We start from the raw sequence: 25,444 nt of genomic DNA, 5'->3' as shown, positions 1-25,444 counted from the left end.
GGCGGGGCCTTTCACGAGGGGGCCTTCACTATGCAAGAACCTTCTTGCATGCGCAAGAGTTATCTTGCGTTCGTGCCATCCACCACTCGCGAGCGCGTCCTCGACGCGGCGCTGCAGCTGATCCAGCAGCGCGGCTTCGGCGGCACCACGGTCACCGACATCGAGGAACTGGCCGGGCTCTCGCCCGGCAGCGGCAGCTTCTACCGGCATTTCCGGTCCAAGGAGGACGTCTTCCGCACCGTCTTCGAGCGGGAGCTGGAGCGCGCCCAGCGGCACCGGCAGGCGTTCGAACGCGGGCCCGTCACCGCCGATCCCCAGGAGGCGCTCACCCGCCGCCTGCTGCAGCAACTCGACTACCTGGCGCGGATCAGGCCGCTGATCACCCTGCTGGCCCGCGAGCACGGCATGTTCCCCGACCTCACCCGGAAGATCCGCAGCGTGCTGCTGGACCAGGGCATCACCGAAGAGGCCGAGCACCTCAGCCGGGACCTGCCGACGATGCCCGGCCACGACGATCCGGCCGCGCTGCTCGCCGTGGTGGTCTCCGCCCTGACCGGCTACCACCTGTCCAGCGAGTTCTTCGGCCGCCCTCCCGCCGACATCGACTCCGGCCGGTTCGCGGCCGCTCTCGCCGCGCTCATCACCGCGCCCGTGACCGACGCGGACGAGTGAGCACCACGCCCGGCACAGGCCGGGCGTGGTGCCCGACTACGCCGGTACGAGTGCCGCCAAGGGCACGTGGTGCTGGCCCGCGTGAACGTCGCGGTCCCGCAGGCTGCCTTGGGCCACCGGCCGGGGGAAGGAGATCTTCACGACGTTGAGGTCCGGGATCCGGAAGATCCGGATGTTCGCGGGGTCGAGGCCGTACAGGCGCGCGATGACCGCCTCGTTGATGAAGTCCTCGTCGGCGACGGTGGTGTAGCCCTCGGCGTCGCGCATGAACAGCTCCATGGTCACCCAGAACGGCCCGGCGTTCTTGGAGCGGACCTCCAGGGCCAGTTCGCCCAGCGTGGGACGGCGGTCGTCAGGCATGGGAGGCGCTCCCGGGGGTCTCGATACGGAACATGCCGGTGGGCTCGTCCACGTCCACGGCATGGTGGAGCACGAACTCGTACGCCGGGCCGCGCTCGGTCTCGGCCGGTGAGGTGGCGAAGGCCAGGCTCGGCAGGTGGTCCATGTCCGGAGTCGGCAGGTGCAGCATCAGCGGATTCGCGATCTTGGCGATGGCGGTGGCGGTCGCCTGGTCCGGGGCGTTGACCAGCATCATCACCCCGACCTCCCGGGGCGGCCCGGTCGCGGGGTCGATGCCCTCCAGGACGGCGTTGTACCCGTACAGGCGGATGTCGACCCCGTACCGGGAAGGCTCCAGGTCCAGCGTCTGCCGCACGCGCCCGGTCAGGACCTCCCGCATCAGCGCGGCCCACTCCTCGATGCGGGCGAGGATGTGCGGATCCCGGATGGCGACGAAGGACATGGTCTCGTAGCCGGTGACGCGGGCCCCTTCGAGCTTGATCGTGTACTGGTCCGCGGTGTCGAAGCGCGATCCTTCGACGCGCACGCGGCGGTCGTCCAGCGCGGTGTAGACGGCGTCGGTGACCACGAGCGTGCCCGCCGGCTCGCGCATCTGGAACGGGTCGACCGTCTCGTAGAGCATGTGCGCCGCCACCGAGGTCGGCGTGCAGGCGGCGGACGGGTCCAGCGGTTCGACGGTGAAGCCGCGCCGGTCGATGGTGGCCAGGACACCGCCGGTGCGCGGGTTGGTGGTGCACTGCCCGCCGCACTCGATGATCTTCGAGGCGTGCCAGGTCGGTCCGGCCGGCATGCCGTTCATCAGCGGGTACGCGGCGGCGACGGCGGTGTCGGTGGCCCGGCCGGCCAGCACGACGTCGGCGCCGGCCCGGAGCGCCGCCGCGATGGGTTCGTGGCCCATCATCCCGACGATGTGGGCGCAGTCGTCCAGGGTGGCGGCGTCCAGTTCGCCCGTCGGCGCGAGCGGGTGGATCCGGCCTTCGTTGAGCCGCTCCTTGAGGTCGGCGGCCGTCTGCTCGCTGTAGATGCGGGCGACCGCGAGGTCCAGCCCCTCCTCGCGCAGGACGCGGTCGACGATGCCGGCGACCCAGTCGACGCCGGAGTCGGTGCCGCTCGTGCCGCACGACCCGACGATGAGCGGGATCCCCGCGCTCGCCGAGGCCCGCAGCAGGAACCGCAGATCGCGCGCGACGGCGGCGGCGGTCGTCTTCGGCGTGCCCGAGCCCAGGTAGTACGGGCCGGAGTCGGTGGAACCGCCGTCGACGGCGATCACGTCGGCCCCGAGTTCGACCCCTCGGTCGATCGTCTCCGGCGGGAACCCCGCCCCGAGCATTCCGGTGGGAGCCAGGACCCTCACCGTCTCCTTCGGAACGGGATCCTCCGCAGCGTGCGTACTGGTCATGTCGTCCTCGTCTCTCTGGTGGTCGTTCGGTTCCCGGCTCGCACCGGGCGGGAGCAGGTGTGCGTTGAGCGAGGACCGGGGACGTCCCCGCAGGGCGGCGATCAGTTCCCGGGCGCCGGCGAGCCCGGCGGCCCGCCGGGCCTCGGCGGTCTGCCCCGCGAGGTGGGAGAAGACCGTGATGCCGGGGACGTCGCGCAGCAAGCTTTCGGCCGGAAGCGGCTCGGTGGCGGTGACGTCGAGGGCCGCGCCGGCGAGCCGGCCCGCGCGGACCGCTCCGGCCAGCGCCGTCTCGTCGACGATGGCACCGCGTGCAGTGTTGACCAGGTGCGCCGTCGGCTTCATCCGCGCGAGCGCGGACGCGTCGATCAGATGCCGGGTGGCCGGAGTGAGCGCCGTGTGCAAGGAGAGGAAGTCCGCCCTGGCCAGCAGTTCGGGAAGTTCCACGAACTGGATGGACGCGTCGCGGCGCTGGTCCGGCGGCACCCCCGTCGTGCAGAGGACCGACAGTCCGAACGCCTGAGCGAGCGGCACCACGGCCCGGGCGGACGCGCCGTACCCGAGCAGGCCGAGCGTCCTGCCGCGCAGCTCCTGACCGTCCTCGCGCGGCCACCGGCCGGCTTCGACGCCGGCGGCCACCGGCACCAGCCGGCGCGCTTGGGCCAGGATCAGGCCCATCGTGTACTCGGCCACGGCGTTGGCGTTGACGCCCGGCAGGTTGCTCACCGAGACGCCCGCGCGGGTCGCGGCGGCGACGTCGACGGAGTCGTGTCCGACGCCGGTGCGCACCACCGCGCGAAGGCCGGGAGCGTGCGCGAACACCTCGGCGGTCATCGGCTCGTTGGCGATCAGCGCGCCGACGGCACCCTCCAGCGCGGCGATGAGTTCGCCGCGGTCCCGTACCCCTCGCATCGGCCGGTGCCGGGTCGCGAGACCGGCGTCGCGGAGGAGGCCGTCCACCTCGTCGCCGGGGACCAGATGGTCGGTGGTGATCAGGACGGTGGGCGCGGCGCTCACAGCAGGACGATCTTGTCGGTGGCGTTCCGGCGCTGCAGCCGGTCGATCCGGACGACCAGCACGGCGGCGACGACCGTGAGCGCGGCGATGTGCAGGAACATCAGCTCCCACCCGGTGAGGTCGACCGCCAGGCCGACCAGGGCCGGTCCGAGCATGCCCCCGCCGGCCCACCCGACCGTGTACAGGCCGGTGTAGGTGCCCAGGACGCGGCTCGTCGGCGCCAGGTTCCACAGCACGACCACGGCGTTGATCACGAACCCGGTGGCGCCGGCCGCCGCGAGGCACATGGCCACGACGGTCGCCGTCGGGGTCTGGACGGCGGCGCCCAGGAGCGCGCCGGCGGCGAAGACCGCCATCCCGGCGACCATGATCCGCAGCCGCCCGAAGCGCTCGGCGAGCAGCGCGGCGGGGAAGGCGGCGAGGATGTAGGCGATCCCGCTCGGAAGCGTCAGCCCTCCCGCCTTGCCGTCGGAGAGGCCGAGGACCTCCACGCCGTAGGGCGTCATCAGGGAACGCGACGCGAACCACGCCATCGCGAACACCAGGACGGCCACCATCAGCAGCAGCCGGCTCCGATCGGGATCGCGCGCCAGCTCGCCGAGGATGGTCCTGATCCTGACCTTGGGATGCGCGTCGCGGGTTCCCGCGGCCGTCGATGCCGCGTCCTCCGCGAGGGCGGCCTGGTAGGCCGCCGAACGGCTGTCGCGGACCCGCCAGGCGAGCACCGCCACCGCCACCAGCATGAGGGCCGAGGGGACGGCGAAGGCCAGCTTCGGGTGGTCGTCGACCAGCAGCAGGCTGACCAGGGCCGCCACGATGGTGGTCAGCGCCGAGGCGATCTTGACCGCGGCGTTGGCCCGGCTCCGCCGCGCCGGCTCGATGAAGTCCGGCATGAGCGACTCGCTGATGGGCTTGAAGCTGTTCATCACCAGCGCGTACAGGAAGATCGCCAGGATCAGCCAGCCCAGCGAGGTCGCGTGCGGGATGAGCAGGAACAGCACGGCGCCCACCGGCATCATGACCGCCAGGTACGGGATCCGCCGGCCCCAGGGCGTCCGGGTGTTGTCCGAACGGTTGCCCATGTAGGGCTGGATGAAGACTCCGAGCAGGTTGTCCATGCCCATGAGCAGGCCGATCACCGCGGCGCTCGACACGTGGTCGCGCAGGATCTCCGGCACCCGGCTGTCGTAGAAGTTCCAGGTGGACTCCTGCGCGAACACCGCGAGGGCGACGTAGAGGGTGATCCGTCTCGTACCGGCTTTGGGTTGGGCGGCCGCTGTTCCGCTGGCCATGGCGTCCTCCTCGGGCTGTGGCGAGGGACACACTACTTGCCATAGCAAAAGTGTCAATAGATAGCATCGGCCCTTGCCATGGCGGCTGCTATCGTGGCGTCATGATGGTTCAGTCGACGCCGGCTCAGGGCGAGACCGGGAGCGGGACGCGGGCCGATCTCGCCTACCGGGAGATCAGGAAGGCGATCGGGACCGGCACGCTGCGGCCCGGTCAGAAGGTGACCGAGCGGGGCCTGGCCGAGCGGCTCGAGGTCAGTCCCACCCCGGTGCGCGAGGCGCTGCGCCGGCTCGAGCAGGACGGCCTCATCCAGCGCGCGGGACCCCGGACCGTCGTGGTGGCCGACATCGCCGAGCGCGCCATCGACGAGCTGGCCGAGGTCGAGGTCGGGCTGCGCGGCCTGGTGGCCCGGTTCGCGGCCCGGCACGCCACGCCCGGCCAGCTCGACGCCCTCGACGCGATCCTCGACGACGCCGACGATCTGCTGATCGTCATCACCACCCGGCACCGCAACGGCGAGGACACCGACCGGCACGTCGCCGCGCTGCTCGACCGGATGCAGGACTTCAACGAGGCGGTGAACTCCTGCGCGGCCAACCCGGTGCTGATCCGGCTCCTGGAGCAGTCGCAGGTCTTCTCCCGGCCCGAGCGCCGCGCCCTGCGCCTCGAGAAGATCGCGGCGGACGAGCGCTTCGGGCTGGACCGCTACTCCGGTCACCGCGCCCTGGTGCGCGCCTTCAGGGAAGGCGACTCCGTGACGGCGGAACGGCTGGTCATCGAGGACGCCCAGGGCGGCCTCGCGGCCCTGATGACACCACCCGGCAGGAGGCCCGCATGACCGCGACGACGCGCGCGTACCGGATCGCCGTGATTCCCGGAGACGGGATCGGAACGGAGGTCGTACCCGAAGGGCTCCGGGCGCTGGAGGCGACCGCCGGAGTGTTCGGGCTCGACCTGCGCTTCGACCACTTCGACTTCGCGAGCGCCGCGTACTGGCAGCGCCATGGAACGATGCTGCCGTCCGACTGGCAGGAGACCCTCGCCTCCTACGACGCCCTGTTCTTCGGCGCCGTGGGCTGGCCGGAGATCGTTCCCGACCACATCTCGCTGTGGGGCAGCCTGCTGCGGTTCAGGCGGACGTTCGACCAGTACGTCAACCTGCGTCCCTGCCGGCTGATGCCGGGCGTCCGCAGCCCGCTCGCCGGCCGCGTGCCCGGCGACATCGATTTCCTCGTCGTCCGGGAGAACACCGAGGGCGAGTACTCCAGCATCGGGGGCCGGATCTTCGAGGGCACCGAGCGCGAGACCGTCCTGCAGGAGACGGTGATGACCCGCGTGGGCGTCGACCGCGTGCTGCGGTACGCCTTCGAACTCGCCGAGCGGCGACCGGCCCGGCACCTGACCTCGGCGACCAAGAGCAACGGCATCTCGATCTCGATGCCCTACTGGGACGAACGGGTCGAGGAGATGGGGAAGCGGTTCCCCGGGGTCGCGTACGACAAGTCGCACATCGACGCGCTGGCGGCGAACTTCGTCCTGCACCCGGACCGGTTCGACGTCGTGGTCGCCAGCAACCTGTTCGGCGACATCCTCTCCGACCTGGGCCCCGCCTGCACCGGCACGATCGGCATCGCCCCGAGCGCCAACATCAATCCCGACCGCACCCACCCGAGCCTCTTCGAGCCCGTCCACGGCTCCGCGCCCGATATCGCCGGCCGTGGCATCGCCGACCCGGTCGGGCAGATCTGGTGCGCCTCGATGATGCTCGACCACCTCGGGCACCCGGACGCCGGCGCCCACCTGCTGGGCGCGATCGAGGACGTCCTCGCGGCGGGCCCCCAAGCGGCCCCGCTGACCCCGGATCTCCAGGGCCGGGGCACCACCGTGGAACTGGGGCAAGCGATCGCCGAACGGGTCAGGGAACGCGAGCGGCCCTGAGCCCGGCCGTCCGCCGGGGCGGACGGCCGTTCCGGCTCAGCCGCAGCGGTCCGCGGCGTCTTCGTTCAGGAACTCCACGGCCCGGCGCCAGACCTCGTCGTGGTCCGGGTCCTGCGACGTCCAGGTGAGCGAACGGACCGTGCCGGCCTGCGGCGGCGGCCGAGACCGGATCGCATCTCATTGAGGGGCGATGGCGCTCATCACGTGCTTGATGCGGGTGTAGTCCTCGAACCCGTACATCGACAGGTCCTTGCCGTGGCCGGAGTGCTTGAACCCGCCGTGCGGCATCTCGGCGACGAACGGGATGTGGGTGTTGATCCAGACGCAGCCGAAGTCGAGCCTGGACGACATGCGCATCGCCCGGGCGTGGTCCCGGGTCCAGACCGAGGACGCGAGGCCGTACCGGACGTCGTTGGCGAGCCGGAGGGCCTCGTCCTCGCCGGTGAAGGCCTGGACGGTGATGACCGGGCCGAAGATCTCCGTCTGGCTGGCCTCGTCCTGCTGCCGCAGGCCGGACACCACGGTCGGCGCGTAGAAGTAGCCGCGGTCGCCGACCCTGGCGCCGCCGTGGTGGAGGGTCGTGTGACCGGGGAGCCGGTCGACCATTCCGGCCACGCGCGCCAACTGATCGGCGTTGTTCAGCGGGCCGTAGGCGGCGTCGGGGTCGGACGGCCCCGCTGTACGGGTGGCGCGCGCCTGCTCGGTCAGCGCGGCGACGAGTTCGTCGTGCACCTCCGCGGCGACGAGGACGCGGCTGGCCGCGGTGCAGTCCTGGCCGGCGTTGAAGAACGCGGCGCCCGCGATGCCCTCGGCCGCGGCCGCGATGTCGGCGTCGCCGAACACCACCACCGGGGCCTTGCCGCCGAGTTCGAGGTGGGTGCGCTTGAGGTCGGCGGCCGCGGCGCCGGCGACCTCCATCCCGGCCCGGACCGAGCCGGTGATCGACACCATGTCGGGCCTCGGGTGGGAGACCAGCCCGCGGCCGGTGTCCCGGTCGCCGCACAGCACGTTCAGCACGCCGGGGGGCAGGAACTCCCCGCAGATCTCGGCCAGCAGCGCGGTCGACGCCGGGGTCGTGTCGGACGGTTTGAGCACCACCGTGTTACCGGCGGCCAGGGCGGGGGCGATCTTCCACACGGCCATCATCAGCGGGTAGTTCCACGGGGTGACCTGCGCGCAGACGCCGACCGGCTCGCGCCGTACGAAGGAGGTGTGCCCCGCCATGTACTCGCCGGCCGAGCGTCCCTCCAGGATCCGCGCCGCCCCGGCGAAGAACCGGAACTGGTCGGCGCACAGCGGGACCTCCTCGGTCGCGGTGAGCGCCCGGGGCTTGCCCGTGTCCGCGCACTCGACGTCGATCAGCTCGTCGAGCCGCGCGTCGATCCGGTCGGCGATCTTGAGCAGCGCGCGCTGGCGCTCGGCCGGCGTCGTCCAGCGCCAGGACTCGAACGCGCGCGCCGCGGCGTCCACGGCGGCGTCGACGTCGGCCCGGCCCGACAGCGGTGACGTCGCGTAGGCGTCCTCGGTCACCGGGTCGATGATGTCGAGCGTCCGTCCGTCGGCGGCGGGCCGCCGCTCGCCGTCGACGAAGTTGGTGAAGGTCGTCACCGGCTTCCCTTCATGATCGGCAGGATGCGGTCCGGGGCCGTGATCCAGGCCTCGGTGGCCGCACCGAATCAGCAGAGCAGTGTGCTATTTCAGTTGCTGTACGGCGTAGTCACTATGGGATGAGCGAGTATCGCCTGTCAACGGCGACTAATCTAGTGGTCATCTGTCGTGGCGCCGCTTGGCACGACCAGATCAGTGGTCGCTTCGCCCAAGTTCAACTAGAATAGTGGACATCATGGCCACACTGGAACTACATTCGTTCCATGTCGCGCGTCATTGCCACTGATCCGGTACGTTCCCTCGTCAATGCCGAACCCGCTCCCTTCTGGCTCGACGACCCCGCGCGGCCGGCGCCCTCTCCGGCGCTGGCGGGGGAGGAGCACTGCGACCTGGTCGTGGTGGGGGGCGGATACTGCGGGCTGTGGACCGCCCTGATCGCCAAGGAGCGGGACCCGGACCGGGACGTCGTCCTCATCGAGGCGCGCGAGGTGGGCTGGGCGGCCTCCGGCCGCAACGGCGGCTTCTGCGCGTCCTCCCTCACGCACGGTTTCGGCAACGGCATGGCCCGGTGGCCGGACGAGCTGGCGGAGCTGGAGCGGCTCGGCAGGGAGAACCTGGACGGCATCGAGGACACGCTGCGGCGGTACGGCATCGACTGCGACTGGGAACGCACCGGCTCGCTCGACGTCGCGACCCTGCCGCACCAGGTCCCCGAGCTGCGCGACATGGCCGAGACGGCACGGCACTTCGGCGTCTCCTGCGCGTTCCTCGGCACCGACGAGGTCAGGGCCGAGGTGTCCTCGCCGACCTACCTGGCCGGATTCCTCGACCGGCGCGGGACCGCGCTGGTCAACCCGGCCAGGCTCGCCTGGGGGCTCCGGGAGGCGTGCGTCCGGCTGGGCGTGCGCATCTTCGAACGCACCACCGCGACCGGACTGGAAACGCGCGGCGCCGGAATGGTGGTCACGACGGGATATGGCCGGGTGGTGGCCCGCAGGGTCGCGCTGGCCACGAACGCGTTCCCGCCGCTCGTGCGCAGGGTCCGCCCGTTCATGGTGCCCGTGTACGACTACGCGATGGTCACCGAGCCGCTGAACGAGGCGCAGCTGGCCTCGGTCGGCTGGCACAACCGCTACGGCATGTCCGATTCGGCGAGTCAGTTCCACTACTACCGGCTGACGGCCGATGACCGGATCCTGTGGGGAGGCTACGACGCCGTCTACCACTACGGATCGCGGCTGTCCGGTGACCTCGACCAGCGGCCCGCCACGTTCCAGGTGCTGGCCGGGAACTTCTTCCGTACGTTCCCGCAGCTGGAAGGCCTCCGGTTCACCCACACCTGGGGCGGCGTGATCGACACCTGCACCCGGTTCTCGGCCTTCTTCGGCACGGCCGCCCGGGGGAGGGTCGGCTACGTCCTCGGCTTCACCGGGCTCGGCGTGGCCGCGACCCGGTTCGCGGCGCAGGTCATGCTCGACCGGCTCGACGGGCTCGACACCCCGAGGACCAGGCTCGAGATGGTGCGCAGCAAGCCCGTCCCGTTCCCGCCCGAACCGTTCCGCTGGGCCGGCATCGAGCTGACCCGCCGGTCGATGGCCCGCGCCGACCGCAACGGCGGGAAGCGGAACCTGTGGCTGCGGACGATGGACACGCTCGGCCTCGGCTTCGACAGCTGACCGAGCGGGACTCCGCACCCGCGACGCACGCCCACGAGGTGACGGATCCCGTTGCCGAACCCCTTGCCGCGACGAGAAGTGAGTGACGCCATGTCCGAGAACGCGTTCCCTGCGACGGCCCGGCTCCCCGGCGATGCCGAACCGCCCTCGATCGAGCACCTGTGGCTGCACTTCACGCGCCACTCCGCCGCCGACGACCCTGCCGTACCCGTGATCGTACGAGGCGAGGGCGCGTACATATGGGACGCCCGAGGCAAGCGCTATCTCGATGGCCTGGCCGGCCTCTTCGCCGTCCAGGTGGGTCACGGCCGGGAGGAACTGGCCCAGGCCGCGGCCGAGCAGATGCGGCGGCTGGCCTACTTCCCGCTGTGGTCGCATGCCCATCCGAGCGCGATCGAGCTGGCCGACCGGCTCGTCGCGGACGCGCCCGGCGACCTGAACCGCGTGTTCTTCACCGTCAGCGGCGGGGAGTCGGTGGAGACGGCGTGGAAGCTGGCCAAGCAGTACTTCAAGCTGACCGGCAGGCCCGGCAAGCACAAGGTGATCAGCCGGTCGCTGGCTTACCACGGCACCTCGCACGGGGCCCTGTCGATCACCGGGATCCCCGCCGCCAAACAGGACTTCGAACCGCTGGTGCCCAGCACGATCCGGGTACCCGACACCAACTTCTACCGGGCGCCCGAGCATGCCGGCGATCACGCGGCGTTCGGCCGCTGGGCCGCCGACCGGATCGAGCAGGCCATCGAGTTCGAGGGCCCCGGCACCGTGGCCGCGGTCTTCCTGGAGCCCATGCAGAACACCGGCGGCTGCTTCCCGCCGCCGCCCGGCTACTTCGAACGCGTCCGCGAGATCTGCGACCGGCACGACGTCCTGCTGGTCTCCGACGAGGTGATCTGCGCGTTCGGCCGGCTCGGGTACGCCTTCGGCGCCGACCGCTACGCGTACCGTCCCGACATGATCACCACGGCCAAGGGGCTGACCTCCGGGTACGCCCCGCTCGGAGCCGTTCTGGTGGACGAGCGGCTGATGGAGCCGTTCCGCCGCGGCGGCGCCCCGTTCATGCACGGATCGACCTACGGCGGGCACCCGGTCTCCTGCGCGGTCGCGCTGGCCAACCTCGACGTGCTCGAACGCGAAGGCCTGTACGAGCACGTGCGTACCAAGGAATCGGCCTTCCGGGCCACCCTGGACAGGCTCACCGACCTGCCCATCGTCGGCGACGTCCGCGGCGGCGGCTTCTTCTACGGGATCGAACTGGTCAAGGACAAGGCCACCAAGGAGACGTTCACGCCGCGGGAATCGGAACGGATCCTGCAGAACCACGTGTCCAGGAAACTGTTCGAGTCCGGCCTGTACTGCCGCGCCGACGACCGCGCCGAGCCGGTCGTCCAGCTCGCTCCACCGCTGATCTGCGACCAGGCGGAGTTCGACGAGATGGAACAGATCCTCCGTGACGCGCTCACCAGCGCGGGACGGCTGCTGTAGCGACACGTCGGAAAGGTGCCACGGCCATGGTCTCCGGCGGGTTCAGGACGTCCGGGTGTGATGATCCAGCAAGCGGGTGAGCAGCCGCACGAGCTGGTCGCGTTCGGCCGGACTCAGTGGCGCGAGCAGTTCGTCGTGGAGGTCGTCCAGGACCTTGTCGAGGCGATGCAGGTGGCGGCGTCCCCGGGCGGAGATCGTGATGATGTTGCGGCGCCGGTCGTCGGGATCCGGCGTCCGCTCGACGAAATCGCGCTCGGCCAGTTCGTTGAGCACGCCGACCATGTCGCTGCGGTAGATGCCGGTGCGCCGGCTCAGCGTCGCCTGGCTGCCGGGCCCGTGCTCCTGCAGCGAGGCGAGGACGGCGTAATGCCACTTGCGGGCGTCGGCCCGGGCCAGCCCGTCGTTGATCAGCCGGTCCGACCGCACGGTCAGCTGCGACAACAGCCGGCTCGCCCGCCGACGCAGCCGGCCGGGGGTCTTGGACACGCCGTCGTCGGGGTTGTCCGCGGCTTCGGCTCTGCTCATGGCCCGTCCCGCCCGTTGCGTTAGTCAGACTAACGATGTAGGTTCGCTCGCGTTCAGAACGTTAGTGCAATAAACGTTAATCGAGTGAACTCCACGGAAGGACGTTCTTGCCCACCGAGACCCTGCGGATTCCCACCCCCGACGGCCCGGCCGACGCTTTCGCCGCCTTCCCCGACCGCGCCGAGCGCCACCCGGGGGTGCTGCTGTACACCGACGCCTTCGGCGTGCGGCCCGTGCTGGAGGAGATGGCCCGCGAACTGGCCGAGCACGGGTACTACGTGCTCGTTCCCAACTTCTTCCACCGGCACGGCCCGGCACCGGTGATCGAACTTCCCGAGCACATCGGAGAGGAGGCCCGGCCCGAGGTCATCGCCCGGCTGATGCCCCTGCTCCAGGAGCACCTCACGGAAGAACGCGTCCTGGGCGACGCCGACGCCTACCTCAGGTTCCTCTCCGCCCAGCCCCAGGTCACCGCCGGACCGGTCGCCTTGGTCGGCTACTGCATCGGCGCCGCCCTGGCGATGCGGATCGCGGCGGCCCATCCGGAGCGGGTGGCCGCCGTCGCCGGATTCCACCCCGGCTTCGTGGTCACCGACGGGCCCGACAGCCTGCACCGTCTCATCCCGGAGCTCACCGCCCAGGTCCACCTCGGCCTCTCCGACGACCTTCCGCCCGAGGCCATCAGCGAGCTCGACCAGGCCCTGGACGCCGCGGGAGTCGGCCACACCACCGAGGTCTACCCCGGCACCGTGCACGGCTTCACCATGGCCGACACCGACGCCTTCGACTCCTCCGCGCTGCAGCGCCACTGGGACCGCCTGCTCCCCCTCCTCGACCGCACCCTGGCCAACGGCCGAGGCTCCGGCTAGACGACCGAGCCCGGAGTCCGGGGCGGTACGTGGCGCGATCCGGTCAACCGCACCGTCTGGTCAATCCCTCCACGGCGCGATAAGTCTTGGTCGTGGCGATCCCGGAAAGTCCTGCCGACGATCTGCGGGCTGCTCTGGCGGTGCGCCATGAGCTCGGTCCCGACTTCGAGCCCGAGATCGTCGAGTCCTTCCTCGAACGGCTCGACCGTACGATCGAGGCCCGCGTGGACGCGCGGGTCAACGCACGGCCGGCCGAGGCGCCCGCGGCCGAGCGGAGCGGAACGCCGGCGGAGCTGGTGTTCGCCTCGATGCTGGGCGGCCTTCTCGCCACCGGAGTGATCGGTGTGACGATGCAGGCCGACGGGATCGCCGCCGTCTTCCTGGTCTGGATCGTCGTCGCCGTGATCAATGTCGCGCACGCCGTGGCCGGGCGTCCTCCCACTCGCTGATCGCCCCACTCGCCGATCGGCCGTCATCCCGGTCCTGATGGATCGCATTCCACATGGCACTGCGCCGCGGAGCCGGCGGTTGCGCACGGAAGCACGACCGCCGGGGTGCCAGGGGCTTTCCTCACGGCCTTGTAAACGCCGGCACGGTGGGCATGAGCGGACCGAGGACCTCCGGCCCCTGAGGGCCTGGGGGCACCGGTACGAAACGGGGGAGCGGGGACATGGCAGGACCGATTCTCATCACCGGAGCGGGCAGCGGCTTCGGCAAGGAGGTCGCGCTGCGGTTGGCGGCGGCCGGGCATCAGGTGATCGCGGGCGTGGAGATCATCGCCCAGGTCAGCGCGGTCCGCGCCGAGGCGCGCGAACGGGGGGTCGAGTTGGCGGTGGAGAAGCTGGACGTCACCGACCCCGGCGACCGCGAGAACGCCTGGACCTGGAACGTCGAGGTCCTGCTCAACAACGCCGGCGTCTCCGAGGGCGGCGCCACCGCGGACATCCCGGAGGAGCGGCTGCGCCGCCAGTTCGAGGTGAACGTTTTCGGGCCCGTTCTGCTCACCCAGGGCATCGCCCGCCGGATGGCGGCCCGCCGCAGTGGGCGCATCGTGTTCATGTCCTCGGTCGCCGGCCTCACCGTCGACCCGTTCACCGGCGCCTACGCCGGCTCCAAGCACGCCGTGGAGGCGTTCGCCGACGCCCTTGACCAGGAGCTCGCCGAATTCGGCGTCACCGTCGCCACGATCAACCCCGGGCCCTTCCTGACCGGCTTCAACGACACCATGTTCGAGACATGGAAGGAATGGCGCGACGATCCCGACGGCCGCCTCTACGACTACGCCGAACTGGCCTTCCCGCACGAGCAGTACGACCCCGAACCCGTCTACGAACGGACCGTCCAGGTCCTTCTCGGCCAGGACCGCCGTTACCGGCACCTGCTTCCCGCCGAGATGGAGGCACAGGCCCGCGAACAGGTGGACGCCCAGTGGAGCCGCCGGCTCAACGACGGCCGCCGCCCCGATCTCGTGCGGAAGGCCTACGACATCGAACCGGGCACGCCGGTCCGGTCCTGACACCCGACCGTCACGGGACGCGTTCCTCGAGGGTGACCGGGCCTCCTCCGTCATCGGGCGGCGACGGTCTCGATCTCGGCCGCCTCGTCCGATGCCACGGGGGCGGCGTTCTTCGGGCCGCGGAGGGCGATGTAGACCAGAAGCACGCCCGTGACGGCGACGCCCGCCCACATGGCCTGCTGCCATCCGTCGACGAAGGACTGCTGGGCGGCGCGGACCAGTTCCGGCGCGTGTGAGCCGGCGCCGCCCGAGGCCTCGAGGGCGTTGGCGATGCCTTCCCGCGCGGTGTCCGCGGTCCCCTCGGGGATGCCGTGCAGCCTGTCGTCGATGGCGTTGCGGTAGCCGGCCGACAGGAGTGCGCCGAGCATGGCGACGCCCAGTGCGGTGCCGAACTCGCGGGTGACGTCGTTCAGGGCGGAGGCGACGCCCTGCTTCTCGCGCGGCAGGGAGCGGGTGATCGCCTCGGTGGCGGGCACCATGGACAGGCCCATGCCGATGCCCATGGCGAGAATGCCGGGCAGGATCGACGGGTAGCCGCCCTCGACGGAGACGAGCAGGGCCATGAGCGCCAGGCCGGCACCGGTCAGCGCGATCCCCGCGGTCATGGTCGGGCGGGAGCCGAACCGCGCGGCCGACCTGGGGGCCAGACCGGAGGCCGCCATCATCGCGACGGCCAGGGGCATCAGCGCCGCCGCGGACTGTAGTCCCGACCAGCCGAGCACGGCCTGGAGGAACGGGAAGAGGACCACGGAGATACCCGCCTGGACGCCGAACACCACGATCAGCGTGACCGAGCCGCCGGCCAGGCCGCGCTCGCGGAACAGGCGGACGTCCAGCAGCGAGGCGTCCCGGCGGTGCAGCTCCCAGGCCACGAAGCCGCCCGTGGCGATGAGCCCGGCCGCGAGGCCGGGCAGAGTCGCGGGTGCGGTCCAGCCGCGGTGCGGTCCCTCCTGCAGGACGAAGATGAGGCCGACCACGGCGATGGTGGACACCAGTGCGCCGACGGTGTCGAAGGCGTGGGCGGAGCGCTCGCGGGAGTTGGGGACCGACGTCAGCGTCATGGCCAGGGCCACGACGACCAGAGTGGCGGGCAGGGCGAACAGCCAGCGCCAGTCGGCGACGTCGACGAGAAGGGCGGACAGGAACATGCCCAGGATGCCGCCGCCTCCGGCGACGCCGGTCCACACGCCGATCGCCTTTCCGCGCTGCTCCTCGGGAAAGGTGGAGGTGATGACGGCCAGCGTGATGGGCATGATCATTGCTGCGCCGATACCGCCGGCCACGCGCGCGGCGAGCATCACCTCGGCGTTCGGAGCCAGGCCCGCCGCAATGCTCGCGATGCCGAAGACGGCCAGCCCGGCGATCAGCATCGGCTTGCGGCCCAGACGGTCACCGAGCGCGCCGAGCGGCAGCAGCAGCGCGGCCAGCGCGAGGGTGTAGATGTTGATGATCCACAGGACCGTGTTCTGCGAGGTGCCGAAATCGACGGCCACGTGCGTCTGGGCGACGATCAGCCCGGACACCGACGCGATGACGGCCATCAGCGCCATCGAGACGGCGATCAGGATCGCTCGCAGTCGGCGCGCGTCCGGCACGCTCCCGCCGCCCTCGTCGACGCCGATGTGGTGCTTCATATGCCGCTCCCGTCGGTTCGCTTGCTCCCGGTGAGTTGAGCGGGACGGAGCCCTGATTGCTGACAGGAATCGCCTGTGGTGTGGGTCATAGCGTCGCCATCACCGCGCTCCTCACCTCGGGCCGGCGGTTCGGCCTGGTCAGAGGGGGTATGGGCCTGCCCATCGGGCCCGGTGGGGCGGCGGGTGACGACGGGCGGCATCGGGGGGCGCCGTGCGAGTACGTTGGCGGCGGCGCGTCCGTGCGGTGCGCTGGCCCGCGGGCATGGGAATCGCCGGCTGGCGGTGGTTGCGGCATTCTCGCCGGGTATCGCGGGGCCGGTTGCGCACGAGGGCGGTCTCGGAACTCGAGCGGATCCCGGGCCGTGGTGGAGGCCGGGTGCAGGACCCACGGCAGGGTGTGGGGCCTGCCTACCAGCGGCGCTACACGGTCCGTGTCTCGGGCAGCCCGCTGACCGCGGCGCAGTTGATCGAGCGTTTGGGGAACGACCTCAACGCCGCGTCACCGGTGGAGGTCGCCGTCTTCGACAAGACCTCGGGGATGTCCCGGAACCTGGGGGTGGGAGACGAGTACGTCGTCCACATGCCGGGGCCCTGGAACTGCCCGGTCCGGGTGGTGGAACACACGCCGGTCTCCTTCAGGTTCGCGACGCTGCGCGGCCACCTGGAGGCCGGAGAGATCGAGTTCCGGGCGAGCGACGTCCGGGAAGGTGACCTGGTGTTCACGATCGAGTCCTGGGCGCGAAGCGGGGACCGGATGGCCGAACTTCTTTACGAGAAGCTGGGCATCGCGAAGGAGATGCAACTCCATATGTGGACGCATTTCTGCACCCGGGTAGCCGAGTTGTCAGGGGGTCACATGATCGGTGAGGTGGAAGTCCGGACCGAACGGGCGGAGGCCTCCAGGCCCGGGCCGCAACGGCTCGCCACCCGCGCGGTCACGGCGGCGTTCACGCGAACCTTCGCTCTGGCGGCACGGTTGCGCGACCGGCCCCTGCACCCCAAGGGGCTGGTGGTCGAAGCCACCCTCTCCTTGCACGGGACGTCCCGATACTGGGGGGTGCCGTTCCTGGACGACCGTACGGAACTGCGGGGGCAGGTCCGGCTCTCTCGAGCGGCAGGACTGCCGCCCGCGCTGCCGGACATACTCGGGCTGGCGCTGCGGTGGCGGCAACCGGAGGTAGGCGGGGAAGCGGAGGCCACCGCGGAACTGCTGCTGGCAACGACGGGGCGTACCCGGTTGGGCCGCCACCTGCTGCGGCCCGCCACCGGATGGAGCCCCGCGTTCTACGGTTCCCTGCTCGCCTATCGGGCCGGTGACCGCCGGGTCCTGCTGGGCGCGGTCACGGCGGGGGATGGGAACGTTCCGGCAGGTATCGCTCCGCTGGCGCGCGCCCTGGAGGAACGGCCCCTGCTGCTGGATCTGGTGGTGGCGACCGAGTTCGGTCCATGGGAGCGATTCGGTGAACTGCGGCTGCAGGGGCCCGCACGAAGCGATGACACGGAAGAACTGCGCTTCGATCCCGCCCGCAATCCCATCCAGGGCCTCCTCCCCGCGGGGCTGCTCCAGCAGGTGCGCGGCCCGGTCTACGCCGCCGTTCAGCATGTGGCCCGCCGCACCAGGGAACCCCGCCGCGAGCGGCGCCGCCAGCCGGAGAGGACGGCCCGATGAGTCCGCGCACCCGCGTCCAGCGGCGATTGCGGCGGCGGCACGCCGGCCTGAACCGGCTCCCTCTCAACTTCGATCCGGGCCGGCACGACATGAGCCGCCCGGAAAGCGGCTGGCATGTCGATGACTACCGGCAGCCGCTGCCGGCGGAGCCGCCCGGTCCGCCGGTCCCGGGAGGAAGCTGGGAGATCGCCTGCCGGCTGGTACGCAACTACGAATACGCCGACCCGGGCATCATCCGGGAGATCTGCCGTTCGGGGGATCCGGAGCCGGGCCGGGACATGCTGCTCGAAGGCCGGTTCTACGGGCTGCGGTTCTATCTCGGCCTCCGTGTCGGTGACGTCGTCGACGGAGTCGTCGAGCAGGACGGGCGCCGGGCGCGGGTGTGGGGATGGAACTACCGGACGCTGCAGGGACACCTTGAACGCGGCCAAATGGACCAGGAAGTGCGCAAGTGGCTCGACACCGGCGAGGTGGAGTTCCACATACACGGCTTCTCACAACGAGCGCCCATCCCGAACCCCATCGTGCGTCTCGGCTTCATCCTCTTCGGCAGGGCCACACAGCTCAGGTTCTACGCACGTGCGTGCCGGCGGATGGAGTCGTTCACGACGGCCGCACTCGCCACGCGACGGCAGGCCCTGGAGGACAAGGCCGGGTAATGCCGTCCATCGAAAGCCATAACACCGCGGGGACCGGGAATAGGGGGTCAATGGCCACCGAAACCGATGTCGAGCGGTACGGCTTCGCCTTCGACCACCGCTTCGCCCGCCGGCTGTCGATACTGGGGATCCGGCCTGCCACCTGCCATCTCACCCTCACGTCCGCCGGGCTGCACGTCCGGTTCGGGCCCTGGACGGTACGGACACCGCTGGACAATGTGGCGGGAGCCGAGACCACCGGGCCCTTCACCGCCTGGAAGGTCATCGGCCCGCACCTGTCACTGGCCGACCGCGGACTCACCTTCGGCACGAGCACCGCACAGGGCGTGTGCATCCGCTTCCACACCCCGGTGACCGGCCTCGATCCACTCCGGCTGCTACGCCACCCCGGCCTCACCGTCACCGTCACCGACCCGGCCACCGTGGCCCGGCGCCTGAACGCCGTGAGCCGCTCGCCACGCTAGCCGCGCCGGGACGTCCGGAGCCGGGAGCAGTTGATCGCGGCCCCGGTGACTCCGGTGAGGTGTCAGCCGACCGTGGCTTCGGCCGGTTCCGGTTCCGGCCGGGTGGTGACCGGCCGGGACGGTTCCACGCGGAGGATCCTGGCGACCGCGTCGGGCAGGTACCAGTTCCACTTGCCCATCAGCGACACCAGGGACGGCAGCAGCATGGACCGGACGATCGTCGCGTCCAGCAGGATGCCGAAGCCGAGCCCGGTCGCCATCACCTTCAGGTCGGTCCCCGGGCCCGCCGCCAGCGCGGCGAACGCCAGGAAGAGGATGAGCGCCGCGCTCGTCACCAGCCGCCCGGTACGGCCGATGCCCTCCACCACCGCCGTGGTGGTCGAGCCCGTCCTGTCGTACTCCTCACGCATGCGGGCCAGGATGAACACCTCGTAGTCCATGGACAGCCCGTACAGGAACGCGAAGATCGTGAGCGGTACCCAGAAGGTGACCGCCCCCGTCTCGGAGATGCCGAACACGAACTCCGATCCGATGCCCTCCTGCCAGAACAGCACGACGAGCCCGAACGTGGCTCCCAGCGACAGCAGGTTGAACAGCACCGCCTTCAGCGGCAGCAGCAGCGACCGGAACGCCCGTACCAGCAGTACGTAGGTGAGCAGCGCCATCAGGGCCAGCATCATCGGGAAGTTGCCGTACACCGCGTTGAGGAAGTCGATCTGGGCCGTACCGGTCCCGGACACGCCCAGCACGCCCGGTGTCCGCCCGGCCCGCTCGATGACGTCCTCCACCGTGCCGATGGTCGTGGAGTTGACCGTCTCCTCTTCCGGGATCAGCACCACCACGGTCTTCCCGTCACGGTTGCCGGCGGGCCCCTTCGGTACGAGCGCCCGTTCGATCCCCGGCACCTCGCCCAGCTCGGCCGCGACCGCGGGCGCCCGGCCGGTGGACGTCAGGACCTCGACCGGGGACAGGTTGCCGCTGGTGACCCCGCCTGTCTCGAGGGTGTGCAGTGCCTCGTAGGCCGGCCCGCTCTCGGCCAGCGAATCGCTGGACGACATGCCGATCCTGATCCCGGAGAAGGCACCGACCAGCGCCAGCAGCAGCCCGATCGACACGCCGGCCGCGACCCAGCGGCGCTTGACCATCCAGGCCGCCCACCGGCTCCACGAGCCGCTCGCGGTGTCCTCGCGGCGCCGCCTCGGCCAGTCCCACCGGGGCCCGACGCTGCCCAGGATCGCCGGGGTCAGGCTGAGCGTGGCGGCCACGCTGGCCAGCGGGATCAGCGCGCCGCCGACCCCCATGCTGCGCATGAACGGGACCGGCAGCACCAGCAGCGCCAGCAGCCCGATCGCGACCGTCACCCCGGAGAACACCACCGCGCGCCCGGCGGTCCGGGTCGCGATGATCACGGCCTGATGGTTGTCCACGCCCCGATGGCGCTCCTCCCGCCACCGGGTCACCACCAGCAATGAGTAGTCGATCGCCACCCCGAGCCCGATCAGCGCGACCAGGAACTGCACGAGGGAGGAGAACGTCCCCACGTAACTCAGCGGCAGCAGCAGCACGAACGTCGCCAGGATCGACGCGGCGGCGATGATCAGCGGCAGGAACGCCAGCATCGACGCGAACACGAACGCCAGGACCGCCAGCGCGCCGATCGAGCCGATGAGCACTTCGATCAGTACCCCCGGCCCCTCGGACTCCGAGCCACTGGCCAGCACGCTCTCGCCGGTGATCCCCACCGTGGTGCCGGGCGGCTTGGCGCTCTCCAGGGCCCGCTGGATCGAGTCGGTCGGGATCTTGGCGGTCGCGGAGGTGTCGTACCGGAAGAACACCATCGCGTACGAGGTCCGGCCGTCGTCGGTCACGAAGGCCGGGTCACCGGTGGTGGCCTGGTCCAGGACCCGCACATCGGGGACCGTCCTCTGGATGTTCCCGAACGCGGCGGCGACCTCGGCCTCGTTTCCGGCGACCGAGCGTCCCTCGGGGAAGCTCACCGTCACCAGATAGGGCGCGGTGTATCCGCCGTTTCCGAACGTTTCGGTGATCTGCTCGGCGGCCTTGCTCCCGGGCTCGCCCGGAAGGGAGAAATCGGTCGTCATGCGTTCGGAGACCATGCCCGCGACGGCTCCGCCGGCGATGGCGACGACGAGCCAGAACACCATGACCAGCCGGCGATGGGCCAGCATCAACTCAGCCCAGCGGCGCATGATGTGCCCTTCCGCCGACCACCCCGTATCCGCGCCGCGCCGGCCGGCGCGGACCGTCCGCCGGCCGGTTCAACCCGCGTCCTGGATCAGGCCGATGACGTTGCCCTCGCCGTCGCGCACCGAGGCGACGAGCTTGCCGCCGCCGACGTCGCGAACGTCCTGGACGGACGTGGCCCCGCCGTCCAGCAGCGCCTGGTACTTGGCCCGGATGTCGGCGACGTGCCAGTAGGGGGTCGGGTGGGTCAGGCCCTTGTCCCGGGCGCCGGGGTCCAGCCCGACGTCCTGCCCGCCGATCTTGAAGCCGACGTAGTAGGGCTCGTCCATGTAGGGCTCGGCGCCGGCCAGCAGCGCCAGCAGGGCCTTGCCCTTCTCAAGGTCCTGGATGGGGAAGATGATGGTCTGGACGCCATCGTTCACGGTCTCGCTCCTCTGGCTGTTCTTGTCGGTCACAGACACTGACAAGCGCCGACGCGAGAGTGTGACGAGGCGGCCGCGGCGAATTCCCCGGACCGGTCGAGAGTCAGGGGTCGCCTGGTGCGCGGGGGGCGTCCGCCTCGTCGCCGAGGCTGAGCAGCAGGGTGCGCAGGGTCGCGGCGAGGTCGTCCTGCTGGTGCCGGTCGAGCGCGGCGAGGAGGCGGCGCTCGTTGTCGAGGTGGGCGGCGACGGCGCGGTCGATGAGGTCGCGGCCGGCGGTCGTGAGGGCCACGATGAGGGTACGCCGGTTGGCGGGGTCGAGGTCGCGTGTGACGTAGCCCTTGGCGACGAGCCGGTCGAGCCGGTTGGTGACGGCACCCGAGGTCACCATCGAGGAGCGCGCCAGCGCGCCCGCGGTCAGGCCGCCGGGCGAGCCGGCGCGCCGAAGGGTGGCCAGGACATCGAACTCGCCCCGCTCCAGCCCGAACTCGCCGAAGAGCGTCTTGAGTTCGCGCTCGGCGATCCGGGTCACCCGGGAGAGACGGCCGAGAACGCCGATGGGGGACGGGTCGAGGTCCGGGCGGGCGCGAGCCCACTGGTCCACGATGAGGTCGACGGCGTCACGCTCCACAAGCACCTCTCAACGTTGAACTGTTTGACATCAAGTTAGCATTCGACCTACGCTCCGCAACGTTGAACATTTCAACGTTGAGAGGTTGTCCAATGAGACATCAGAAGATCTCCGCCGTGCTGGTGTTCGGGCTGACCGCCGCGATCAGCGCGCCGGCGATGGCGGCCGTCGACCGCCACACCGCCGGCCACCGTGCTGGTATGGCCGAGTACCCGACCACGCTCCGGCTGCCGAACGGGTTCCAGCCCGAGGGCATCACGATCGGGCCCGGCCCGTTCGCCTACGTCGGTTCCATGGCCGATGGCTCCATCTACCGTGCCGACCTGCGCACCGGAGCGGGTGCGATCGTCAGCCGCGGGTCCGGCACCCAGGCCCTCGGGCTGAAGACCGACCCGCGCGGACGGCTGTTCGTGGCCGGCGGCAGGGGCGGCGACGCCCGCGTTCTCGACGCGCGTACCGGCCGGGTCCTGGCCTCCTACCGGCTGGCCACCGGCACGGCGTTCGTCAACGACGTCATTCTCACCCAGGGCGCCGCATGGTTCACCGACTCCACCAATCCGGTGCTCTACAAGTTGCCGCTGCGCGGCGGACGGCTGCCCTCCGCCGCGGTCCGGATTCCGCTCACCGGCGACCTCGTCTACCAGGGCGACCCCGGCAGCCCCGACAGTGCCGGCTTCAACGCCAACGGCATCACGCCCACACCGGACGGACGGGGTCTGCTCGTCGTGCAGTCGAATACCGGCGGGCTGTTCCGCGTCGATCCGGCGACCGGCACGACCCGCCGAGTCGACCTGCACGGCGAGTCGCTGCCGGAAGGCGACGGACTGCTGCTGCGCGGCCGGACGCTGTTCGCGGTGCAGAACCGGCTGAACACCGTGGCCGTCCTGCGGCTGAACGCGGCGGGGACCGACGGCCGCGTCGTACGGCGGGTGAAGGACGAACGGTTCGCCCTGCCGACGACCATGGCCGCCTTCGGCTCGCGGCTGTACCTTCCCAACACCCGGTTCTTCGCTACGGGGCCGACCCCTCACATCCCGTACAACGCCGTCGCCGTTCCCCGTCCCTGATCCTCGGCAGGCGGTCGACCACGAGGATCAGGGCTTGCGGCCTATCGCGGCCAGGCCGGCGCCGGGAATGGGCTCGGAGGAGCCGATCTCGTTCTGCTGTTCCGGCCGCCAGGTGTGCGGTGCGACGAGCCCCGGCTCGACCAGTTCCAGGCCGGCGAAGAAGCCGCGAATCTGCTCCGGGCTGCGGAGGTTGTACGGGACCGCGCCGGACTCGGCGTAGGTGCGCATCGACTCCACGAACGCCGGGTGGGTGTCGTCCGCCTCGACGATGGTGAGGTAGGAGCCCGACGGCAGCGCGTCGACGAGGGTGGCGACGATGTCGCGGGCCCGCTCGTAGGGGTCGATGTGCCCGAGGATCCCCATCAGCATCAGCGCGATCGGCTGGTCGAAGTCCAGCGTCTCCCGCGCGGCCTTCAGAATCTCCTGCGGCTCGCACAGGTCGGCGTCCACGTAGGCGGTCGCCCCCTCGGGCGCGCTGGTGAGCAGCGCGTGGGCCTGCACGAGGACCAGCGGGTCGTTGTCGACATAGACGATGCGGGAATCGGGCGCGATGCGCTGGGCCACATCGTGGGTGTTGTCGGCCGTCGGCAGCCCGGTGCCGACGTCCAGGAACTGGCGGATCCCGGCCTCGGCCGCCAGGTGACGGACCGCGCGACCGGTGAACTGGCGGGTCATCCGGGCCACCTGCACGAAGCCGGGGAAGATCTCCTCGACCTGCCGGCCCACCACCCGGTCGACCTCGTAGTTGTCCTTGCCACCCAGCCAGTAGTTCCAGATGCGGGCCGAGTGCGGCACGGTCGTATCGATCTCGGCGGACTGCTGCGCGTCGTCCATGTGGTGTTGTGTCCGTTCCCGTCAGGGCCGCACGGCCTGGGTGATCTTCAACTCGACTTTACGCCGTTATGCCCGGGCGTGGCATGCGAATCAGGCCGCCGAGACGGCCCTGTCCTCAGCGCGATCAGGTGATCACGGTAGGCGGCGTCTCCTCCGGCTCAGCGCGCGGCGCAGGTGATGCAGGTACGCGCCGCGGGGCGCGCGACCAGGCGGGCGGCGGCGATCGGCCCGCCACAGCGTTCGCAGGTCCCGTACGTTCCGTCACGGAGGCGTTCGACCGCTCGGTCCAGATCGGCAAGGTGGCCGCGCGCCTGATGCAGCGCGGACTCGACCCGGGACCGTTCGAAGGCGATCGTCGCGCCTTCGGGATCGTGCTCGTCGTCGACGCCGGTCATGCTGGACGACTCGACGATGCCCTCCCAGTCACGGGTCAGTGCGGCGATCAGGTCCAGAGTGCCCGCACGCTCGGCGTTCAGCGCCTCCGCGGGTGAGGACGGGTTCAGGGTTTCGCCTCCGTTCCTTGAGCGGGCCGGCAGGGGCGGTGTCGGGTCACCACTGGGTGATCAGCGGTGTTCCCGGTTCGTGCCGCCGCCAAGCCTCGGTGAGGCGGGTGAGGCGGGTGGGTGCGGCGATGCCGATCACGGTTGCGATCTTGCCGCCGGTGATGTCGAACGACACGGCGCCGGCGACCTTGTCACCGACCACGAAGAGGAGGGCGGGGGCGCCGTTGAGGGGCGCGTAGTGGACGGCGGGCGTGCCGCCGGCGAGCCGCCGCTTCGCGGGTGTGGGTCTGAAGCCGGCCCGTACGACGGCGGCGATGCGCTGCGCGGTGTCGTACCGCAGCAGCGTCGCGGCCAGGCCGGCGCCGTCGGAGATCGCGGTCGCGTCGTCGGTGAGCAGCGCCACCAGCCGTTCGGTGCGGCCCGAGGAGGCGGCGGCGAGGAACTCCTCGACGATCCGGCGGGCGGATGCCGGATCGGCTTCGCCGCCGTGGCGCGCGGCGGTGACGCGGCGCCGGGCCCGGTGCAGGTGCTGCTGGCTAGCGGACTCGGAGATGTCGAGGATCTCGGCGATCTCGGCGTGACCGTAGGAGAACGCTTCGCGCAGGATGTAGACGGCCCGCTCCACGGGTGACAGGCGCTCCATGAGGGTCAGCACGGCCAGCGAGACCGATTCGCGCTGCTCGAAGGTGTCGGCCGGGCCGAGCATCGGGTCGCCGTCCAGGAGCGGTTCGGGCAGCCAGGCGCCGGCGGCGCGTTCGCGGCGGGCCTGTGCCGAGCGGAGCCGGTCGAGGCACAGGTTGGTGACGACCTTGGTCAGCCAGGCCTCCGGTACCTTGATCAGCCGCCGGTCGGCGGCCTGCCAGTGCAGGAACGCGTCCTGCACGGCGTCCTCGGCGTCGGCGGCGGAGCCCAGCAGCCGGTACGCCAGCGAGGCCAGCCGGTTCCGGCTGGCCTCGAACCGACCGGTGCCGAAGCGATCGTCGGCGGTGCCGTCCACGCGGACCACC

24 protein-coding genes are annotated in these 25,444 nt (G+C 71.0%); 12 read left to right on the top strand and 12 right to left on the bottom strand.

Features of this window, described 5'->3' with window-relative positions; translation table 11 throughout:
• Positions 1-72: 72 nt before the first annotated feature.
• Complete coding sequence (locus tag ACH34Q_RS07110; protein WP_395981952.1) at positions 73-672, top strand: TetR/AcrR family transcriptional regulator; 600 nt, start codon at positions 73-75, stop codon at positions 670-672.
• A 36-nt stretch (positions 673-708) separates the two neighbouring features.
• Here ACH34Q_RS07110 and ACH34Q_RS07105 read toward each other — a convergent pair whose 3' ends face one another.
• Genes ACH34Q_RS07105 through ACH34Q_RS07095 form a run of 3 tightly spaced genes read right to left on the bottom strand, consistent with a single transcriptional unit; the run spans position 709 to position 4,737 of the window.
• A complete protein-coding gene (locus ACH34Q_RS07105; RefSeq protein ID WP_395981951.1) occupies positions 709-1,032 on the bottom strand; it encodes a DUF4387 domain-containing protein in 324 nt (107 codons plus the stop codon).
• A complete protein-coding gene (locus tag ACH34Q_RS07100) occupies positions 1,025-3,445 on the bottom strand; it encodes an NAD(P)-dependent oxidoreductase (protein ID WP_395981950.1) in 2,421 nt (806 codons plus the stop codon). Before ACH34Q_RS07100 ends, ACH34Q_RS07105 begins: the two co-directional genes overlap by 8 nt.
• Positions 3,442-4,737, bottom strand: a complete 1,296-nt coding sequence (locus tag ACH34Q_RS07095) for an MFS transporter (protein ID WP_395981949.1) — start codon at positions 4,735-4,737, stop codon at positions 3,442-3,444. The genes ACH34Q_RS07100 and ACH34Q_RS07095 overlap by 4 nt, the downstream gene beginning before the upstream one ends.
• A 101-nt stretch (positions 4,738-4,838) precedes the next feature.
• On the opposite strand from ACH34Q_RS07095, the gene ACH34Q_RS07090 reads away from it, so the two are divergent.
• Both ACH34Q_RS07090 and ACH34Q_RS07085 read left to right on the top strand, forming a co-directional pair.
• Entirely contained in the window at positions 4,839-5,573 is a 735-nt protein-coding gene (locus tag ACH34Q_RS07090) for a GntR family transcriptional regulator (RefSeq protein WP_395981948.1), read from the top strand.
• Complete coding sequence (locus ACH34Q_RS07085; RefSeq protein WP_395981947.1) at positions 5,570-6,673, top strand: tartrate dehydrogenase; 1,104 nt, start codon at positions 5,570-5,572, stop codon at positions 6,671-6,673. The genes ACH34Q_RS07090 and ACH34Q_RS07085 overlap by 4 nt, the downstream gene beginning before the upstream one ends.
• A gap of 177 nt (positions 6,674-6,850) precedes the next feature.
• Here the strand turns inward: ACH34Q_RS07085 and ACH34Q_RS07080 are convergent, their stop codons facing one another.
• A complete protein-coding gene (locus ACH34Q_RS07080) occupies positions 6,851-8,281 on the bottom strand; it encodes a gamma-aminobutyraldehyde dehydrogenase (protein WP_395981946.1) in 1,431 nt (476 codons plus the stop codon).
• Positions 8,282-8,544: 263 nt separating this feature from the next.
• Here ACH34Q_RS07080 and ACH34Q_RS07075 point away from each other — a divergent pair, with 263 nt between their 5' ends.
• Positions 8,545-9,957 (top strand): NAD(P)/FAD-dependent oxidoreductase, encoded by a 1,413-nt coding sequence (locus ACH34Q_RS07075; protein WP_395981945.1) that lies wholly within the window; start codon positions 8,545-8,547, stop codon positions 9,955-9,957.
• A gap of 90 nt (positions 9,958-10,047) precedes the next feature.
• A complete protein-coding gene (locus tag ACH34Q_RS07070; RefSeq protein ID WP_395981944.1) occupies positions 10,048-11,442 on the top strand; it encodes an aspartate aminotransferase family protein in 1,395 nt (464 codons plus the stop codon).
• Between the two features lie 42 nt (positions 11,443-11,484).
• Here ACH34Q_RS07070 and ACH34Q_RS07065 read toward each other — a convergent pair whose 3' ends face one another.
• A complete protein-coding gene (locus ACH34Q_RS07065; protein WP_395981943.1) occupies positions 11,485-11,967 on the bottom strand; it encodes a MarR family winged helix-turn-helix transcriptional regulator in 483 nt (160 codons plus the stop codon).
• Between the two features lie 107 nt (positions 11,968-12,074).
• Between ACH34Q_RS07065 and ACH34Q_RS07060 the strand changes: the two genes are divergently transcribed.
• The 3 genes from ACH34Q_RS07060 to ACH34Q_RS07050 all read left to right on the top strand — a co-directional run bounded on the left by ACH34Q_RS07060 (position 12,075) and on the right by ACH34Q_RS07050 (position 14,352).
• Complete coding sequence (locus ACH34Q_RS07060; RefSeq protein ID WP_395981942.1) at positions 12,075-12,836, top strand: dienelactone hydrolase family protein; 762 nt, start codon at positions 12,075-12,077, stop codon at positions 12,834-12,836.
• A gap of 92 nt (positions 12,837-12,928) precedes the next feature.
• On the top strand, positions 12,929-13,285 hold the full coding sequence (locus ACH34Q_RS07055; protein ID WP_395981941.1) for a hypothetical protein: 357 nt from the start codon (positions 12,929-12,931) through the stop codon (positions 13,283-13,285).
• A gap of 221 nt (positions 13,286-13,506) precedes the next feature.
• Entirely contained in the window at positions 13,507-14,352 is an 846-nt protein-coding gene (locus ACH34Q_RS07050; protein ID WP_395981940.1) for an SDR family oxidoreductase, read from the top strand.
• 50 nt (positions 14,353-14,402) lie between these two features.
• On the opposite strand, the gene ACH34Q_RS07045 is transcribed toward ACH34Q_RS07050, so the two are convergent.
• A complete protein-coding gene (locus ACH34Q_RS07045) occupies positions 14,403-15,986 on the bottom strand; it encodes an MFS transporter (protein WP_395981939.1) in 1,584 nt (527 codons plus the stop codon).
• Between the two features lie 376 nt (positions 15,987-16,362).
• Between ACH34Q_RS07045 and ACH34Q_RS07040 the strand changes: the two genes are divergently transcribed.
• From ACH34Q_RS07040 to ACH34Q_RS07030, 3 genes are read left to right on the top strand one after another with little or no spacing between them, the layout of a single operon-like run.
• The gene (locus ACH34Q_RS07040; protein WP_395981938.1) at positions 16,363-17,655 is read left to right on the top strand and encodes a DUF1990 family protein; all 1,293 of its coding nucleotides are present in this window, start codon (positions 16,363-16,365) and stop codon (positions 17,653-17,655) included.
• Entirely contained in the window at positions 17,652-18,314 is a 663-nt protein-coding gene (locus ACH34Q_RS07035; RefSeq protein WP_395981937.1) for a DUF1990 family protein, read from the top strand. The genes ACH34Q_RS07040 and ACH34Q_RS07035 overlap by 4 nt, the downstream gene beginning before the upstream one ends.
• A gap of 50 nt (positions 18,315-18,364) precedes the next feature.
• On the top strand, positions 18,365-18,778 hold the full coding sequence (locus ACH34Q_RS07030) for a hypothetical protein (protein WP_395981936.1): 414 nt from the start codon (positions 18,365-18,367) through the stop codon (positions 18,776-18,778).
• 62 nt (positions 18,779-18,840) lie between these two features.
• Here the strand turns inward: ACH34Q_RS07030 and ACH34Q_RS07025 are convergent, their stop codons facing one another.
• From ACH34Q_RS07025 to ACH34Q_RS07015, 3 genes are all read right to left on the bottom strand, one after another.
• Positions 18,841-20,988 (bottom strand): MMPL family transporter, encoded by a 2,148-nt coding sequence (locus ACH34Q_RS07025; protein WP_395981935.1) that lies wholly within the window; start codon positions 20,986-20,988, stop codon positions 18,841-18,843.
• A gap of 69 nt (positions 20,989-21,057) precedes the next feature.
• Complete coding sequence (locus ACH34Q_RS07020; RefSeq protein WP_395981934.1) at positions 21,058-21,405, bottom strand: VOC family protein; 348 nt, start codon at positions 21,403-21,405, stop codon at positions 21,058-21,060.
• 103 nt (positions 21,406-21,508) lie between these two features.
• Positions 21,509-22,039 carry a MarR family winged helix-turn-helix transcriptional regulator gene (locus ACH34Q_RS07015; RefSeq protein WP_395981933.1) on the bottom strand — a complete coding sequence of 177 codons (531 nt, stop codon included), beginning with the start codon at positions 22,037-22,039 and terminating at the stop codon, positions 21,509-21,511.
• Positions 22,040-22,125: 86 nt separating this feature from the next.
• Here ACH34Q_RS07015 and ACH34Q_RS07010 point away from each other — a divergent pair, with 86 nt between their 5' ends.
• Entirely contained in the window at positions 22,126-23,100 is a 975-nt protein-coding gene (locus tag ACH34Q_RS07010) for a superoxide dismutase (RefSeq protein ID WP_395981932.1), read from the top strand.
• 27 nt (positions 23,101-23,127) lie between these two features.
• Here the strand turns inward: ACH34Q_RS07010 and ACH34Q_RS07005 are convergent, their stop codons facing one another.
• From ACH34Q_RS07005 to ACH34Q_RS06995, 3 genes are all read right to left on the bottom strand, one after another.
• Positions 23,128-23,934: an SAM-dependent methyltransferase gene (locus ACH34Q_RS07005; RefSeq protein WP_395981931.1), complete on the bottom strand. Its 807-nt coding sequence runs from the start codon at positions 23,932-23,934 to the stop codon at positions 23,128-23,130.
• Between the two features lie 158 nt (positions 23,935-24,092).
• A complete protein-coding gene (locus ACH34Q_RS07000) occupies positions 24,093-24,329 on the bottom strand; it encodes a TraR/DksA family transcriptional regulator (RefSeq protein ID WP_395981930.1) in 237 nt (78 codons plus the stop codon).
• A 154-nt stretch (positions 24,330-24,483) separates the two neighbouring features.
• Entirely contained in the window at positions 24,484-25,434 is a 951-nt protein-coding gene (locus tag ACH34Q_RS06995; protein WP_395981929.1) for a sigma-70 family RNA polymerase sigma factor, read from the bottom strand.
• Positions 25,435-25,444: the final 10 nt, after the last annotated feature.

Source organism: Actinomadura sp. 9N407 (assembly GCF_044326315.1).
GTDB lineage: Bacteria > Actinomycetota > Actinomycetes > Streptosporangiales > Streptosporangiaceae > Spirillospora.
The sequence above is the reverse complement of the archived record's forward strand: the minus strand, read 5'-3'. Positions and strand labels throughout refer to the sequence as shown.

Coding starts and splice junctions, on each gene's coding strand:
- ACH34Q_RS07000 (WP_395981930.1), bottom strand. CDS start 24,329: ATGACCGGCGTCGACGACGAGCACGATCCCGAAGGCGCGACGATCGCC.
- ACH34Q_RS07045 (WP_395981939.1), bottom strand. CDS start 15,986: ATGAAGCACCACATCGGCGTCGACGAGGGCGGCGGGAGCGTGCCGGAC.
- ACH34Q_RS07085 (WP_395981947.1), top strand. CDS start 5,570: ATGACCGCGACGACGCGCGCGTACCGGATCGCCGTGATTCCCGGAGAC.
- ACH34Q_RS07070 (WP_395981944.1), top strand. CDS start 10,048: ATGTCCGAGAACGCGTTCCCTGCGACGGCCCGGCTCCCCGGCGATGCC.
- ACH34Q_RS07005 (WP_395981931.1), bottom strand. CDS start 23,934: ATGGACGACGCGCAGCAGTCCGCCGAGATCGATACGACCGTGCCGCAC.
- ACH34Q_RS07010 (WP_395981932.1), top strand. CDS start 22,126: ATGAGACATCAGAAGATCTCCGCCGTGCTGGTGTTCGGGCTGACCGCC.
- ACH34Q_RS07030 (WP_395981936.1), top strand. CDS start 18,365: ATGGCCACCGAAACCGATGTCGAGCGGTACGGCTTCGCCTTCGACCAC.
- ACH34Q_RS07025 (WP_395981935.1), bottom strand. CDS start 20,988: ATGCGCCGCTGGGCTGAGTTGATGCTGGCCCATCGCCGGCTGGTCATG.
- ACH34Q_RS07075 (WP_395981945.1), top strand. CDS start 8,545: ATGTCGCGCGTCATTGCCACTGATCCGGTACGTTCCCTCGTCAATGCC.
- ACH34Q_RS07050 (WP_395981940.1), top strand. CDS start 13,507: ATGGCAGGACCGATTCTCATCACCGGAGCGGGCAGCGGCTTCGGCAAG.
- ACH34Q_RS07095 (WP_395981949.1), bottom strand. CDS start 4,737: ATGGCCAGCGGAACAGCGGCCGCCCAACCCAAAGCCGGTACGAGACGG.
- ACH34Q_RS07035 (WP_395981937.1), top strand. CDS start 17,652: ATGAGTCCGCGCACCCGCGTCCAGCGGCGATTGCGGCGGCGGCACGCC.
- ACH34Q_RS07065 (WP_395981943.1), bottom strand. CDS start 11,967: ATGAGCAGAGCCGAAGCCGCGGACAACCCCGACGACGGCGTGTCCAAG.
- ACH34Q_RS07090 (WP_395981948.1), top strand. CDS start 4,839: ATGATGGTTCAGTCGACGCCGGCTCAGGGCGAGACCGGGAGCGGGACG.
- ACH34Q_RS07105 (WP_395981951.1), bottom strand. CDS start 1,032: ATGCCTGACGACCGCCGTCCCACGCTGGGCGAACTGGCCCTGGAGGTC.